This is a genomic window from Comamonas sp. Z3 (genome assembly GCF_008121565.1).
Classification (GTDB): domain Bacteria; phylum Pseudomonadota; class Gammaproteobacteria; order Burkholderiales; family Burkholderiaceae_C; genus Comamonas; species Comamonas brasiliensis.
This window is the reverse complement of sequence record NZ_VOQU01000004.1, coordinates 255,887-270,634: the sequence shown is the minus strand read 5'-3', so window position 1 is coordinate 270,634 and position 14,748 is coordinate 255,887. Positions and strand designations below refer to the sequence as shown.

General features: G+C 65.0%; 10 protein-coding genes. 2 read left to right on the top strand and 8 right to left on the bottom strand.

Features of this window, described 5'->3' with window-relative positions:
* Nucleotides 1–5: 5 nt before the first annotated feature.
* Genes FSY59_RS13360 through FSY59_RS13345 form a run of 4 tightly spaced genes read right to left on the bottom strand, consistent with a single transcriptional unit; the run spans nt 6 to nt 5,333 of the window.
* On the bottom strand, nt 6–3,461 hold the full coding sequence (locus tag FSY59_RS13360) for an SbcC/MukB-like Walker B domain-containing protein (RefSeq protein ID WP_148729108.1): 3,456 nt from the start codon (nt 3,459–3,461) through the stop codon (nt 6–8).
* Nucleotides 3,458–4,738: an exonuclease subunit SbcD gene (gene sbcD, locus FSY59_RS13355; protein ID WP_148729107.1), complete on the bottom strand. Its 1,281-nt coding sequence runs from the start codon at nt 4,736–4,738 to the stop codon at nt 3,458–3,460. The genes FSY59_RS13360 and sbcD overlap by 4 nt, the downstream gene beginning before the upstream one ends.
* Before the next feature lie 48 nt (nt 4,739–4,786).
* Entirely contained in the window at nt 4,787–5,065 is a 279-nt protein-coding gene (locus tag FSY59_RS13350) for a hypothetical protein (RefSeq protein ID WP_148729106.1), read from the bottom strand.
* A gap of 1 nt (nt 5,066) precedes the next feature.
* The gene (locus FSY59_RS13345; RefSeq protein ID WP_043375203.1) at nt 5,067–5,333 is read right to left on the bottom strand and encodes a DUF2164 domain-containing protein; all 267 of its coding nucleotides are present in this window, start codon (nt 5,331–5,333) and stop codon (nt 5,067–5,069) included.
* Between the two features lie 393 nt (nt 5,334–5,726).
* Between FSY59_RS13345 and FSY59_RS13340 the strand changes: the two genes are divergently transcribed.
* Nucleotides 5,727–6,701 (top strand): quinone oxidoreductase, encoded by a 975-nt coding sequence (locus FSY59_RS13340; RefSeq protein ID WP_148729105.1) that lies wholly within the window; start codon nt 5,727–5,729, stop codon nt 6,699–6,701.
* A 15-nt stretch (nt 6,702–6,716) separates the two neighbouring features.
* Nucleotides 6,717–7,661 carry a LysR family transcriptional regulator gene (locus FSY59_RS13335; protein WP_148729104.1) on the top strand — a complete coding sequence of 315 codons (945 nt, stop codon included), beginning with the start codon at nt 6,717–6,719 and terminating at the stop codon, nt 7,659–7,661.
* 78 nt (nt 7,662–7,739) lie between these two features.
* On the opposite strand, the gene FSY59_RS13330 is transcribed toward FSY59_RS13335, so the two are convergent.
* The 4 genes from FSY59_RS13330 to FSY59_RS13315 form a co-directional block, all read right to left on the bottom strand.
* Nucleotides 7,740–8,981 (bottom strand): LuxR family transcriptional regulator, encoded by a 1,242-nt coding sequence (locus tag FSY59_RS13330; protein WP_050874072.1) that lies wholly within the window; start codon nt 8,979–8,981, stop codon nt 7,740–7,742.
* A 216-nt stretch (nt 8,982–9,197) separates the two neighbouring features.
* Nucleotides 9,198–10,448: a TolC family protein gene (locus FSY59_RS13325; protein WP_148729103.1), complete on the bottom strand. Its 1,251-nt coding sequence runs from the start codon at nt 10,446–10,448 to the stop codon at nt 9,198–9,200.
* Nucleotides 10,449–10,513: 65 nt separating this feature from the next.
* Nucleotides 10,514–13,612: an efflux RND transporter permease subunit gene (locus FSY59_RS13320; RefSeq protein WP_148729102.1), complete on the bottom strand. Its 3,099-nt coding sequence runs from the start codon at nt 13,610–13,612 to the stop codon at nt 10,514–10,516.
* On the bottom strand, nt 13,612–14,679 hold the full coding sequence (locus tag FSY59_RS13315) for an efflux RND transporter periplasmic adaptor subunit (protein WP_148729101.1): 1,068 nt from the start codon (nt 14,677–14,679) through the stop codon (nt 13,612–13,614). The genes FSY59_RS13320 and FSY59_RS13315 overlap by 1 nt, the downstream gene beginning before the upstream one ends.
* Between the last annotated feature and the right edge of the window lie 69 nt (nt 14,680–14,748).

Genomic DNA, 14,748 nt, shown 5'->3' with positions numbered 1-14,748 from the left:
AGGCTTCAGATCACCAGTCTGGAGTAACCGATTCCGGCTGCCTTTTCCACGCGGATCTGCGCCGGAATACGCTCCTTGAGCGCTTCCACATGGCTGATGACGCCAATCATCTTGCCGCTGGCGTTGAGTGCATCTAGCGCGGCCAGGGCGATCTCCAGCGTGTCGCCGTCCAGCGTGCCGAAGCCTTCGTCCAGGAATAGCGAGTCAATCGAGGTCTTGCTGCTGACCAGATCCGACAGTGCCAGCGCCAGTGCCAGGCTGACGAGAAAGGCCTCGCCGCCCGAAAGCGTGCGCGTGTCGCGCGCCACATCGCCCTGCCAGCCGTCCACGATGTCCAGTTCCAGCTCGCCCGTGGGCTTGCGCCGCAGCAGATAGCGGCCGTGCAGGCGCTCCAGGTGCCGGTTGGCCAGCAGCAGCAGATGGTCCAGCGTCAGCCCCTGGGCAAACTTGCGGAACTTGTCGCCCTCCTTGGAGCCGATCAGGCTGTTGAGGCGCTGCCATAGATCGTTGTCTTGCTCCAGTGCCGCAATTTGCAGCAGCAAGGCCTGCTGGCCCGTGCGGCGCTTTTCATCGTCAGCCAGGCGCGCACGCTGGGCACCCAGGCGCTCGGTCAGGTTGCCGCGCTCGGCCTCCAGGGCCTGCAACTGGGCGGCGATGGTCTCGGGTGTTTCCGCAGTCAAGGCCTGGGCCTGCAACCGGGCATGGTGTTGCGTGGCTTCAGCCAGCAAGGTCTGGTTGCGCTGCAAGGCTTGCTGCAATTGATCGCTGCGCTCTGTCAGGCGCTGCCATTCATCGGCGGGCAGCAGGGCCTGGGCAAAGGCGGCGGCATCGGCAAAAGGGCTGGCCTTCAGCGCGGTATCCCATGCGGCCTGCGCTTGGGCGCTGCTTTGCTGCAACTGGGTCAGATGGCCGCTGGCCTGCTGGCTCTGGCCTTGCAGGCTGGCCAGCTGTTGCACCGTGCGCTCCAGCAGTGCGGCGCATTCGACCAGATTGGCGGGCATGGCAGGCGCGGGCACTTGCGCGTCCACGGCCAGCAAATCCGCAGGCGAATCCGTCGGCAATTGCGCAGCGCCTTGCTGCCAGTGCCGGGCGTCTTGAGCGGCTTGCTCCACCTGACGCTGCTGCAATACCAGCTGCTGAGCCAGCGCCTGCAACTGGGTGCTGCGCTGCTGCCATTGCTGCCAGTCCTGCTGGCGCGCCTGCAGCCAGGCCTGGCTGTGCACCGCATCGGGCACCGCCCAGCCGGCTTGCGACATGGCCGCTTGCAGCTCGGTATTCAGGGCAGATGCGCTGGCTTGCAGGGCCTGAACGGCATCGCTCAAACGCTGCTGCTGGGCAGCGTTGCCCTGCTGGGCCTGCTGCACGCGCTCTTGCTGGTGCTCGGCGCCCTGCAAGCTTTGCGCGGCCGCATGGGCCGCATCCCTGGCTTGCTGTGCGCGGCGCTCGCCTGCCTCCGTACCGCTCAGCGCCTGCTGCAGGCTGGCGGCTTGCTGGCTGCCTTGTTGCTGTATCTGCGCCAATGCTTCGGCATGCATCCAGGCATCATCGGCCAGCATGGGCGCGCAGGCCTGGCGCAATGTGCTCCACTGCGCCTGCCATTGCTGGATATGGGCGGTCGTCGCTGCCAGCTGCTTTTGCAGACTGCTGTGCTGGCTTTCGCTGGCCGCGTGATCGGCCTTGCGCTGGCTGCCTTGCTCCTTGAGCGATTCCAGCTCGGCTCTGGCAGTTTGCAGTGCGGCCTCGGTGGCCGATATATCGAGCGCCGCATAGGCGGTGATGGCAGGATGCTCGTGCGAGCCGCACAGCGGGCAGGCCTCTCCGGGCTGCAGCGTGCGGCGGTGCGCCTCCAGGTTTTGAATGCGCCGCTCTTGCGCCAGCAGCTGCTCCTTGTCGCTGACTTTTTCGTTCTGTGCCTTGTACCGGCTGCGCAGGCTGACAAGATCCGCAGCTTGCTGCTGCATGCGTTGGTTGCATTCCTGCAGATCGGCGTCCAGCTGCTGCTCTTGCTGGTGCAGGGCATTGCGCTGGCTGGCCTGCTGTTGCAATTGCAGGATGAGCTGCATCTGCTGCTGCGCAGCCTGCCAGCGGGCACGCAACTGAGCCAGGCTGCCGCCATGGGGAGCCAGCAGAGTTTGCTGAGCCGCGTTGGCTTGTTCGGCAGCGCTCTGGGCCTGTTGCAGTGCGGTCTGCGCCTGCTGCACCACGGTGGCTTGCGCACTGCTTTGCTGTTGCAGGGCTTGAGCCTGATTCTGGGTGTCTTGCAGCTCGGCCTGCGCGCTCTGCAATTGCTGTTGGTGTTGTTGGCGTTGTTCAAGCTGTTCGCGCCAGCCGCTCAGCTGTTCGCCGAGTTGGGCATGGGTGGCATGTTGCTGCTGCCATTCGATCAAATCGGTCTGTTGCGCCTGCAGGTCATGCGCAAGCAGCTCTGCTTTTTGGTGTGATTGCGCGGCCAAGGCACTGGCCTGATGGTGCAGGTGCCACTGCGTGCCGCGCGTTTGCGTCAGTCTGTCTTGCAGATCGCTCAGCTGGCTTTGTGCAGCCTCGCTGGCACTTTGCATCTGTTGCCAGCGTTGGTGCAGTGCGGCAATGGCCTGGGCCGGGCCGTGGGCTTGCAGGCGCTGCAGATCGGGTGCGGCAGCATCCAGCGCTTGCCGGGCTTGCTGGACCTGCAGTTGGGCCTGCTCGGCCTGCACCCGCGCTTGTGCGGTTTGTTCCTGCCAGCGCTGCAGGCTGTGCAGGTGCTGGTGGCTTTGTTGCAGATCAGAGAGCGCGCTTTGCAGCTGTGCGGCCTCGGCCTGTAACTGGGTGCGCTCTTCCTCGGGCAGCAACTGCATGCCGTCGGCCTGTGCCTGGGTGGTGCTCAGCAACTGGCGCGCATCGCGGGCGCGCTCGAACACGGTTTGCGAGATCTGGCTGTAGATGTCGGTGCCGGTCAGCTCTTCCAGCAGCTCGGCGCGCTCGTTGGCGCTGGCCTGCAAAAAGGCTGCAAAGCCGCCCTGGGCCAGCAGCATGGATTTGGTGAAGCGCGCAAAGTCCAGCCCGGTGATCTGGGCCATCTGTCTGAGCTTGTCCGCACTTTGGCTGCTGAGGATATGACCGTCGGCCACGCGCGCCAGTTCCACCTTGGGCGCCTGCAGCGCGCCGCTGGCCTTGTCGCGTGCGCGGCGCTGGCTCCAGAAGGCACGGTAGACTGCACCTTTGACTTCGAACTCCACCTCGGCCAGGCAGTCGGCCTGATGGCGTGTCATCAAGTCATTGCTGCCGGCGCTGATGGTAGCCAGACGCGGTGTCTGGTGGTACAGCGCCAGGCAGATGGCGTCCAGCAAGGTGGACTTGCCTGCGCCCGTGGGTCCAGTAATGGCAAACAGGCTGTTGCCGGCAAAGGGTTCGGCAGTGAAATCGACCTGCCACTCGCCCTTGAGCGAATTGAGATTCTTGAGACGCAGCTTGAGGATTTTCATGCGGCGCTCCCGGGGAGGTTCTCAGGGTGGCTCAGGGATTCGACCACGCTGCGATAGCGCTCGGTCAGCGCCTGCTGCAGCGGCGGCTCCAGTGTCTCCAGTGCCAGGCGGCGGGCAAACACGTCCTGCGGGGTCAGCTCGTCCAGCGACTCCATGGCTGCGCTTTGCAACTGCGGTGCGCTATTGCCGCGCTGGCGCTTGATGCGCAGCACCTGCACGGGCAACTCCTCGACCAGGGCCTGCACACGGGCGGGCAGGTCGGCCAGATAGTCATCCTCTTCAATCGTGATATCCAGCCAGGTGGCGCGCTTGGGGTCTGCGTCAGCGGCTATTTGTTTCAGTGCGTTTGGCAGATCGGCCAGGGTACAGCGCAGCGCGGCCATTGCTTGGGACACCGGAACGGGCAGAGACGTTACGCCCTGCAAGCCGCTTTCGTTCAGCTCGACCAGCAATACCTGCTTGGTCTGGCGCGCTTCGTCAAAGCCCAGCGCAATCGGCGAGCCGCTGTAGCGGATATGCTCCATGCCGCCCACTTTTTGCGGCTGGTGGATATGGCCCAGCGCAATGTAGTCGGCGGGCGGGAAAGCATTGGTGGGAAAGGCTTCGAGCGAGCCCACATAGATCTCGCGCACCGACTCGTTGCTGCTGGCGCCCACGGTGGTCAGATGGCCGGTGGCGATGATGGGCAGCTTGCGGCCCAGCGTGGCTTGCAGCTTTTGCTGCAGGTCCAGGGCCGCTTCATACACCTGTCGATAGGTGGACTGAATGGCGGTCTGCAAGGCCAGCTGCTTGTCCTGCGCGCTTTGACCGGCCTGGCTTTGCTGCACGTCGCGGGCGCGGATAAAGGGCAGGGCGCAGACAATGCAGCCGGGCTGGCTTGCACCGTCCGGGTCTGAGCGGCGTGCATCTGGACCGCGTAGTGGCAGGGTGACGGCATGCTGCTGCGGAGCGCCGGTGGAGGCAATCACCTGTGTGCCCAGATGGCGCAGCAGATCGCGGCTTTCGTCGAGCACGCTGACCGAGTCATGGTTGCCGCCCAGAATCAGCAGGCCCACACCGGCCTGGTGCAGCCGCGCAATCAGCTGGTTGTAGAGTTCGCGCGCATAGCTGGCCGGTGCGCCGGTGTCGAACACATCGCCGGCAATCAGCACGGCGTCGACCTGATGGGCCTGTACCTGCTGCAGCAACCAGTCAATCAGGGCCTGATGTTCGGCCTGGCGGCTGCGGCCCATGAAGTGCTGGCCCAGGTGCCAGTCGGAGGTGTGGAGAAGACGCATGCGGCGATGGTATGCCAGCCGGGCCGGCTGGCGGGCGCAGGCGCCTTCTTATTCGCTGTCCAGCCGTTCTTGCGACAGCTCTTGTTCGAACAAGGCATGGCCTTTGGCCCAGCCGCCACCCCAGATCAGATCCATGGTCCCGGCCAGAGCTTCCAGGCGCGGTTCGTCGAGGTCCGAGCGCGCATGCTCGGCCTGAAAAAGGCGGTAGAGCGCGGCCTGGGTCATGCCTTCATCCCTGAGTGCCTGGGCCAGCGCCACCAGCGTCGCCGCAGGCGGAGGCGGCTGGTCTGGCCGCAGAGCTGCCTGCAGGCGCCGGGCGGGCATCATCTCAGCGCCTGCCAGCGCGCTTGGCCGTCCAGTAGCTGAATTCCTCCTTGCCCACCTCATAGTCCAGCTCCTGCAGCCTGGCCTGCAGGTTCTCCTGCACATCGGCCACGGCACGGTTGTAGATGCTGGGGCCTATTTCCGCGAGAAAGAAATTCAGCAGGGCACCGGATTGCATATTGCCTATGGGCTCGTCCATGTTTTCGCGGAAATAGCGTTCTATGGAGGCAATGGCCTGCTGCTGTGCGTGTTTGGGGAGTTCTATGCTCATCGATCAAGCGTTCCTGTGAATTTCTGGCGCTTCAAGCGTCTGATGGACAAGGATTATTGTGGCGTATCGTGCTTCATCGGCTCCGGAGCGAGCGGTGCTGCAAGTCGTTGTATTTCTGGCTGCCTTTGCTGCCGCAACAGTCTGTGCCTGCGCGGGCCTGGCATGCAGACCTTCATGGATGGACGCGGGCTCGGCGCTCTTGTTCAGGCAGGCCGCGACGTCGCCTCGCGGCTGGCGATGGGCCAAGAGTGCCTGATTCTGGCTGTCGGCCCTGGTGCATGTCAGCATGCAGATATTGCTGCATCGCATGCACTTATCATGTGCATGCGCTCATGTTGATGCACGCAGATGGCATGAATACGATGGTTTCTTCATCATTCCCAAGGAAAAGCCATGCCCCTCGCCATTCGAATCTACCGCTCAGGTGCGCCCGAAGTGATGCAGCTCGAAGCGCTGGATCTGCCGTCGCCAGGGCCGGGCGAGGTTCTGCTCGAGCAGACTGCCATCGGTGTCAATCCTCTGGATGTCAGCCAGCGCAAGGGCCTGGTCCCGATTGCATTGCCTTCGGGATTGGGTCTGGAGGGTGCGGGGAGCGTGGCCGCAGTGGGTGCGGGAGTCCCGGGCCTGAAGGTGGGGGATCGGGTCGGCTACGCCACCGGTCCGCTGGGTGCCTATGCCAGTGCGCGCCTGTTCCCTGCCGGTCGCCTGGTCAGGCTTCCGGACGCACTCGGGGATGACGCTGCTGCGTCGGTCCTGTTCAAGGGCATCACGGCCCAGTATCTGCTCAAGACCACCGGCCAGGTGAAGCAGGGCAGCCGCGTGCTGATCTATGGCGCTGCGGGGGCGCTGGGGCAGCTGATGTGCGCCTGGGCAAAGCACCTGGGAGCCCAGGTACTGGGCGTCGTCTCCAAGCCGGCCAGCGTGGAGCGCGCCAAGGCGGCAGGCTGCGACCAGGTGTTTGTCTTCGACGCGCAGTCGCTGCCATCCCAGGTGATGCAGGCCACGCAGGGGCACAAGGTGGACGTGGTCTACGACCCCATCGGAAAAGACACTTTCTCCGCTTCGCTGGACTGCCTGCGGCCCAGAGGGCTGATGGTGTCGTTTGGCGCCACCTCGGGCTTGCCGCCGGCCGTCGAGCCGGGAGTGCTCAATGCCAAGGGTTCGCTGTTTCTGACCCGCCCTTCGCTGGCCGCACATACGGCAACGATAGAGGAGTACCAGAGCCGCGCGCAGGACGTGCTGGATGCCATCGCCGCCGGCATACTCAGGCCCCACGTCTGGAAAAGCTACGCGCTCAAGGATGCCGCTGCGGCGCACGCGGACCTGGAGCAAGGCCGCTCGCAAGGATCGATCATCCTCACTCCCTGAATCGCCACAGACACCATGCACATACTCGACAGTCAGCGCACGGACGAGCTCGCCACGCTGCTCGCACTGGCAGAGCAGGGTTCATTTGCCGCTGCGGGACGGTCTCTCGGGCGTCATCCTTCGGTGCTCTCCAAGCGCATGCAGGCGCTCGAGCGAAGACTGGGTGTGCGGCTGGTGGAGCGCACCACGCGCCAGCTGCATTTCACCAGCGAAGGCCTGCGGCTGGTCGAGAAGGTGAGTCAGGCCAGCCACCTGATTCGGGAGGCGGAGCAGGAAGCGGCGCAGGGAGCTCAGGAAACGCGAGGACGCCTGCGCCTGTCCATACCCGCGTCGATGGGGCGGCGCTGGATCAGTCCCATGCTGGCCGAATTTTCCCTGGCCTATCCGGAGGTCGTGCTCGAAGTGGAGTACAGCGACCGCATCGTGGACCTCGTGGGAGAGCGTTTTGATGCCGCCATACGCATCGGCCATCTGTCGGACAGCCGGCTGGTGGCCACGCGACTGTGCGAGCAGTACCGTCTTCTGTGTGCATCCGCCCGCTATCTCGAGCGCCACGAAGCACCCCGCAGACCCGAGGATCTCGCCCGTCACAACTGTCTGGGCTACACCGGTCTGCTGGATTTTCCGCAATGGCGGCTCGTCAGGCCCGCAGGCAGGCGCTCAGCCAGGGTGGTCGAATCGGTGCGCGTCAGCGGTTCCATGCTCAGCAACGACAATGAAGCGCTGCTTCATGCAGCCCTCAAAGGTGTGGGCATCATCGCCGGCAGCGACTGGCACCTCGTGCCCTCCATCCATGCCGGAGAGCTCGTCCGCATATTGCCGCAATGGACATTGGGGGAAGCCGGCGGCATCTACCTGGTGCGCCCATCGGGGCAGTACAACACGGGCGCCATGAAGGCGTTCAAGCCATGGATGACCGAGGCCTTTGCGGCAGCGCCCTGGCGGCCCGCAGATCGCTGAGGAACCTTGCCTGTCCCGCTGCTCCAGGGCGATGAGGGCGGGCTGCACAAGGCCTGGGGCGCGGCTGCTGCGCGAGGGCTAGGTGCCGCTCTTGCTTCCCAGCCAGGCCGCGCTATTGAGAAAGAAGCGCACCAGCTCGCTCTGGCGACGGGCGCCGGTCTTGGAGAAGATGGAGCGCAGGTGAGCTCTTGCGGTATTGAGGCGGATGCCCAGCGCTTTGGCGGCCTCCTCCAGCGTCAGGCCATGGGTCAGCTGGATCACCAGCGCGGTCTCCGCCGACGTGAGCTGAAACAGCTGCTGGGCCAGATGCGCGGACGGATCGGCCTTGCCATCGGTGTTGCGCATGAACACCGCGACGCAGGGACGACTCTTGGCCTCTGCTTTTTCATCCGAGGAAATGCTCTGTACGACAAGCCCCCAGTTGAGCTGACCCGAAGGACGCGCAATCGAGATGCCTTCGGTCATGACCGAGGTCGATGTCCGGGAGGACAGCAAGGCATCCTTGATCAGGCGCTGGAGCTTGCGGTTGTCGCTCGCATATTCAGCCTCCAGCATGCCGCCGGAGATCCGGATGCCGTCCTGAGCATCGAGAATGCCTTTGGCCGCAGGATTGCTTTCCAGCAAGTGAGCATTCTGGTCCAGGATGACGACACCGACCATCAGGCGCGCCGTGACGCTGCTGTACAGCGACATGACCTGGCGGTCATGGTGCAGCGCCAGATGCATGTTCAGCGCACGGCGGATATGCGGCATGATCATGCGCCCCAGATCCAGATCCCTCTGGCTGAAGGCGGGTTCCGACTCGGGACGCGTGATCCGCAGGCCGTAGACACTGCCATCGGTGGTCACGATATCGGCAGCCATTACATGGAAAATATTGTGCACACGGCACCAGTCCTTGTAATAGACGCTGCTGCGCCATTCGCTTTCGGACATCAGGTCCGGAATGGTCTTGAATTGCTCCTTGGGCATGCCAAGGAACGGACTGTGCTCGCTGTAGACGTCGTGCGTAAGCAAGTCCTTGAGTCCTCCGGATGCGGTGATCGTCAAACCGATATTGTCGCCCTCGGTCTGGCGGATGATCAGCACGGCAAAATTGCTGCGCATATGCGTGCGAATCACTTCCAGGCAAGACACCCAGGCTTCCGGCAGGGAAGCCGCGTCATAGAGGTGATTGATGAATTCGCTGAAACGCTCCGCGCTGATCAGCTCTTCGGTCGCCGGGCTCTGAATGGCGGATAGCGGGCCATCCTTGATTGCAAAACTCGTGGAAGCTTGTGCGTAATCGATGGGTTTCAGTTTGCCGTAGGTGGGACTCATTGCGTTGACCTCTTGCTGCATCGCATTATCAGCGTCTCATTGCCCGGCTTCGATTTGCAAGACTTCATCCATGGTGTCATCAGTGCTCCCTGGCTCCGGCGCTGGCCAGGACGAGCCGGCCGCAATTGGCAGGGCCGACATTCTCGCTCCTGGCCCGGCCGGCAGCGGCAGCCACAGGTGCGGGCACACGCAGGCACCGCACTGCCTGGCGAGACATCAATCGTCAAAGTCCCAGAACTCATGCAGGTCCAGGCGCAGGCGGCTGTCGCTCTCCAGCGTGTCCACGCGTGCCATGCGCTCGGCCAGCACGGCGTCGGCAAGCACGCGGCGCGCAGCCAGCAGCTCGGCCAGGCCGGACTCGCCGGCACGATAGGCACGCATTGCGCGGTCGGTCGCGCTGCGCTGGAGCGTCGCCGCACGGACCTGTGCCGCGGCGGCAGCACGCCTGCCATTCAGCTGGCTCCAGAGCACATCGAACTCCGCACCCAGGCGTCTGGCTACCGCCAGGCGACGCGACAGCGCTGCATCGGCATCGGCCAGCGCTGCCGCAGCCTGGGACTGCCGATAGGCGGAGCCCAGTGGCAGACTGATGCTGAGGCCTGCAATGCGCTCGGCACCGCCGCGCTCGCTGCTGGCAAACACACCGATCGTGGGGTCGGGGTGGCGCTCGAGATCCGTGCGGCGGGCCTGGTGCAGCGCCAGAGTCTCCTCGGACAGGGCCAGCAGATGCTCATGGCTGTGCTCTATGTAGCGTGAGCGCAGCTGAGCCTCCGATCCGCTCGGGAGTGCGGGCAGCGCGCTTGCGTCGATTGAAATGCCGGCCAGAGGGCAGAGGTCGGGAAAGCGTGCGCAGAGCTCGGCCCGCGCCGAGGTCTGCGCGGCCTCTGCTGCGGCCAGCGCAGCCTGCATGCGGGCCTGTTCGGCGGCAGCCAGCTCGGCTTCAAGTCTGGCTGCATCGCCCGCGCGCAGGCGGCGCTCGGTGACGCGCGCCAACTCTGCAGCAGCATCGGAATTGTCCTGCGCCGCCTGGCGGGCCTGAGCCGCGCGCAGAGCCGAAAACCACAAGGCCAGCAACTGGCGTGCCGTCTCGTGTCGGGCATCTTGCGCTGCCAGCAGGCCGGTGGCCCGGGTTGCCTCGGCCAGCTCGGCGTCGACAGCGGCCTTGCCCCAGAGTCGCAGCGGTCGCTCCAGGGCAATCTGGCCTTCGGTAAAACGCTGGCCTGAGCCGTCATGCGTCCAGCGGCGCTGGCCGGAGGCGCGCACCACGGTTTCATGTGATCCCGTGCGCAGGCCGTCGGCGCGGGCTCGGGCCGCGCGTGTTACCGCCTCGGCCGCCTGCACTGCCGGTGACTGGTCCACGGCCATGCGCACGGTGGCTTCGGCAGGCAGATAGCTCTGAGCCTGGGCCGCACCCGCAAGCAGCAGAGCGCAGGCACAGGCACAGGCATGAAACAGGGAGTTCTTCATAGACATACCCGGGAAATGGAAATTGAAATTGCCTAGGGATCTTGGGCACAAAGCGTTTGCCGCATTCATGGGCGCACCTCCTTGGCGCTGCGTGCCAGGCCAAAGCGTTCGAACAGCAAGGGCAGCAGCAACAGGGTCAGTGCCGTGGAGCTGATCAGGCCCCCGGCCACGACCACGGCCAGCGGGCGCTGGATTTCCGAGCCCGGACCGGTAGCCAGCAGCAGCGGGACCATGCCCAAAGCCGTGATGCAGGCCGTCATCAGCACCGGCCTCAGGCGGTCACGCACGCCCTGGCGTACAGCCTGGGCCAGTTCCATCCCCGATGACAGCAGCGCGTTGAAGTGCGAAACCAGAACTACGCCGTTGAGCACGGCAATGCCCAGCAGTGCAATAAAGCCCACGGAGGCGGGGACCGACAGATATTCGCCACTAAGGCGTAAAGCGGCCATGCCGCCCACCAGCGCGAACGGGATGTTGGCGATGACCAGCAAGGCTTGTCGCGTCGAACGGAAGGTGAGAACCAGTAACACGAAGATGGCCGAGAGCGCCACAGGCACGACCAAGGCCAGACGTGCGGCCGCGCGTTGCTGGTTTTCGAACTGGCCGCCCCAGACAATGCGCAGATTCTTGAGGTCGGGGTCGGCATTCACCAAGGCCTGGGCCTCGCGTACAAAGCCTGCGAGATCGCGCCCCTCGACATTCACCTGGACCACGGCAAAGCGTGCTCCGTCCTCATGGTCGATACGTACCGGACCGTCCTGAGGGGAGAGTGTCGCGAGAGAGGTGACTGGCCAGACCGTGCCGTCGGGTGCGGTCACCAGCAGGCTTGTCAGGCCTTCCGGTGACTGCCGCAGCGCTGCTGGACCACGCAGCAGCAGCGGCGTGCGCGCCATGCCTTCGGGCACGATGCCGATACGCTCGCCCTCTACCAGTGCACGTAGCTGGGCCTGCAGGGCATCACCGGAGAAACCGGACTGACCGAGTGCTGCGCGATTGAGCACGACCTGCAGGTATTGCACGCCGCTGTTGCTGGGTGCAATCACTTCGGAGGCGCCGGGGATGCTGCGCATGCGCGCAGCAATTGCCTGGGCGGCGGCGTCTATCCTGGCCAGGTCGGCGCCGAAGATCTTGATGGCCACGTCGCCGCGCGCACCGGTCAGCATCTCGGATACGCGCATCTCGATGGGTTGTGTGAAGCCGTAGATCAGGCCTGGAAAACCCTCCATCACGCGGCGGATGGAATCGGCGATGTCCTCCTTGCTGCCGCGCCATTCGGCGCGAGGCTTGAGCACCAGAAAGGTGTCGGTCTCGTTGAGACCCATGGGGTCCAGCCCCAGATCGTCCGAGCCCGTGCGCGCCACGATGGAGCGGATTTCCGGAACGCCTTCGAGCAGCGCTTGCTGCACGCGCTGATCCATATCCAGCGATGCGGGAAGCGAAATCGACGGAGCTTTCTGCAACTGCACGATGAGATCGCCTTCGTCCATGGTCGGCATGAAGGTCTTCCCCACGGACAGATACAGGGCCGCCGCGCCGGCGAGCGTCGCTACCGCGAGACCGAGTACCGTGCTTCGGTGCGCGAGGCTCCAGGCCTGCATCCGCGCAAAGCCGCCTGCCAGCCTTCGCATCAGCCAGGGCGCATCGTCGGCATGTGAGCGCAATACCAATGAAGCCAGCGCCGGAACGACGGTAAATGCAATGAGTACAGAAGCACCCAGGGCCAGGACGATGGTCAGCGCAACCGGCGCAAACAGCTTGCCTTCCAGGCCTTGCAGCGACAGCAGCGGCAGGAAAACAATGGCGATGATGGAAACGCCCGCCAGCATGGGAGCCGACACGGCCGACACTGCATCCCGAATCAAGGCGAAGCGGTCCTCGGCTGTTGCCGCAGATCCGCCTTCCTGCCGCTGAGCCAGTGCGGTCTCAATGTTCTCCACCACCACCACCGAGGCGTCCACCAACATGCCCAAGGCAATCGCCAGACCACCCAGGCTCATCAGATTGGCTGTCAGGCCCACATAGTGCATGAGCAAGAATGTGCTCAGCATGGACAGCGGAAGCGTAGCCGCCACCACCAGCGCAGCACGCAGGCCACCGAGAAACAGATAGAGGATGACGACCACCAGCACACTGGCTTCGACCAAGGCGCGCATGACGGTGCCAGCGGCGCGCGAGACCAGCTCGCCGCGGTTGTAGAACACCTGGGTGCTCATTCCCTCGGGCAGGCGCGGCGCCAGTTCGTCGAGTCTGGCCTGCACGGCGTCGACCAGGCGGCGAGCATCCACGCCGCGCAGGCCCAGCACCAGTCCCTGTACCGCCTCGCCCTGCCCGTCGCGGCTCACGGCCCCATTGCGCGTGGCCTCGCCCAGGCGCACAGTGGCCACATCACCTACCGTGGCGGCCGCCTGTGCATTGCTGGCCGGCACGACCACCACTGCACGCAAATCGTCGAGCCCGCGGACCCCTCCCTCCACGCGCACCACCCAATGTTCCTCGCCACGATCCAGCCGGCCTGCTCCGTCGTTGCGGTTGTTGGCCTCTAGCGCCTGACGCAGCTGATCCAGCGTCACGCCGCGCGCGCGCAGCCGCGCCGCGTCCGGAATCACCTCGTAGCCGCGCACCACGCCGCCCAGGGCATTCACGTCGGCAACGCCCGCAACAGTGCGCAGTGCCGGTCGTATCACCCAATCGAGCACATAGCGGCGTTCGGCCAGCGAGTGGCTCTCGCTGTCAATGGTGAACATGAACATCTCGCCCAGCGGCGTGGTGATGGGAGCCAGCCCCCCTTCGGCCGTGGCGGGCAGATCACGCTGCAGGCCGGCCAGGCGCTCGGACACCTGCTGGCGTGCCCAGTACACATCCGTGCCTTCCGAGAAGTCCACGGTCACGTCGCTGATGCCGTACTTGGAGACCGAGCGCACGATGGTCTTGTGCGGCAGGCCCAGCAGTTCCTGCTCTACGGGCGTGGAGACGCGCTGCTCTACCTCCTCGGGCGTCATGCCCGGCACCTTGAGGATCACCTTGACTTGGGTGGGCGAGATATCGGGAAAGGCATCAATGGGAAGTTGCACATAGGCCCAGGCGCCAGCGAGCGCCAGGGCCGCTGCAGCGAGCAGCACCAGAGCGCGCTGGCGCAACGAGAAATCGATCAGCTTGGCCAGCATTACTCACCTCCGGACAGCAGGCTTTTGAGTGCAGCGATGCCTGCCACCGCAATCTGCGCCCCGGCCGGCAGCCTGCCGCGCACCACGGCAGTCGCCTCGTCCCGAGTCTCCACCGACAAGGCCGTGAAGCGCATGCTCTGTCCTGTTTCTATGAATACACCGCTCTGGCCTTGCCAGTACACCAGTGCCGCCGCCGGGATGCGCAGACGGTCTGCGGCATTGGCCTGCGCCTTGCCCGTGCCAGACTCCTTGAGCGTCAGCATGGCCGTGACACTCTCGCCCAGACGCAGATCGCCGTTGTTGCTCAGCGCCACGCGCACGCGCATCCCCGCGCTGCCGTCCCCCACGGGCGCAATGCCCTCGACACGGCCTGTGGCGGCGCGCGTGGCAACCTGCACACGGTCGCCCACAGCGGGCAGCGGAACCTCGCGACCGAGCAGCAGATCCAGTTCCAGCGCCTTGGGGTCAGCCACTCGCACCAGCGCTGCCGAAGCCTCGACGCGCGTGCCGGGCTGGACCATGACTTCGGTCACAATGCCCGCGCGCGGCGCCAGCAACTGTGCCTCCTTGCCATCCATCTTCACGCCGCTGGCAGCCAGTTCGGCGCGTCTGGCCTGGGCCATGGCCGCCGCTTCGACAGCGTGCGCCTGGGTTGTCTGCCAGCGGCTGGCGGCGATGATGCCGTCGTCATGGAGCATCCGGTCGCGCGTCAGGGCCTGCTGCGCCAGCCGTGACTGCGACTCGGCTTGCGCCACTGCGCGACGCGCTTCATAGAGCTGTGGACTGGCAAATGTCGCCACGGGCTGGCCGGCTCGCACGGACTGGCCCACCGCGACCAGCACGCGCGGCAGCATGCCGGCATAGGGAGCTGCAACCACGACCTGGGCATCGGGTCTCAGCAGCACACGCGCATGGGCCGAAACATTGAGTTCGCCAGAACTCTTGATGGATTGAAAGCGCACGCCCAAGGTACGCGCCTGCTCGGGGGATAGGGGCACGGCCTCGGCGGCCATGCCTGTGACTGGCAGCGCAAGTGCGCCAGCCAACAGCCATTGGTACAAGTACATTCCTGACTCCGGAAAAGGAAAAGACATGCATCCATGCGCAGGCACGGATGCTGACCAGCCTGTGAAAGG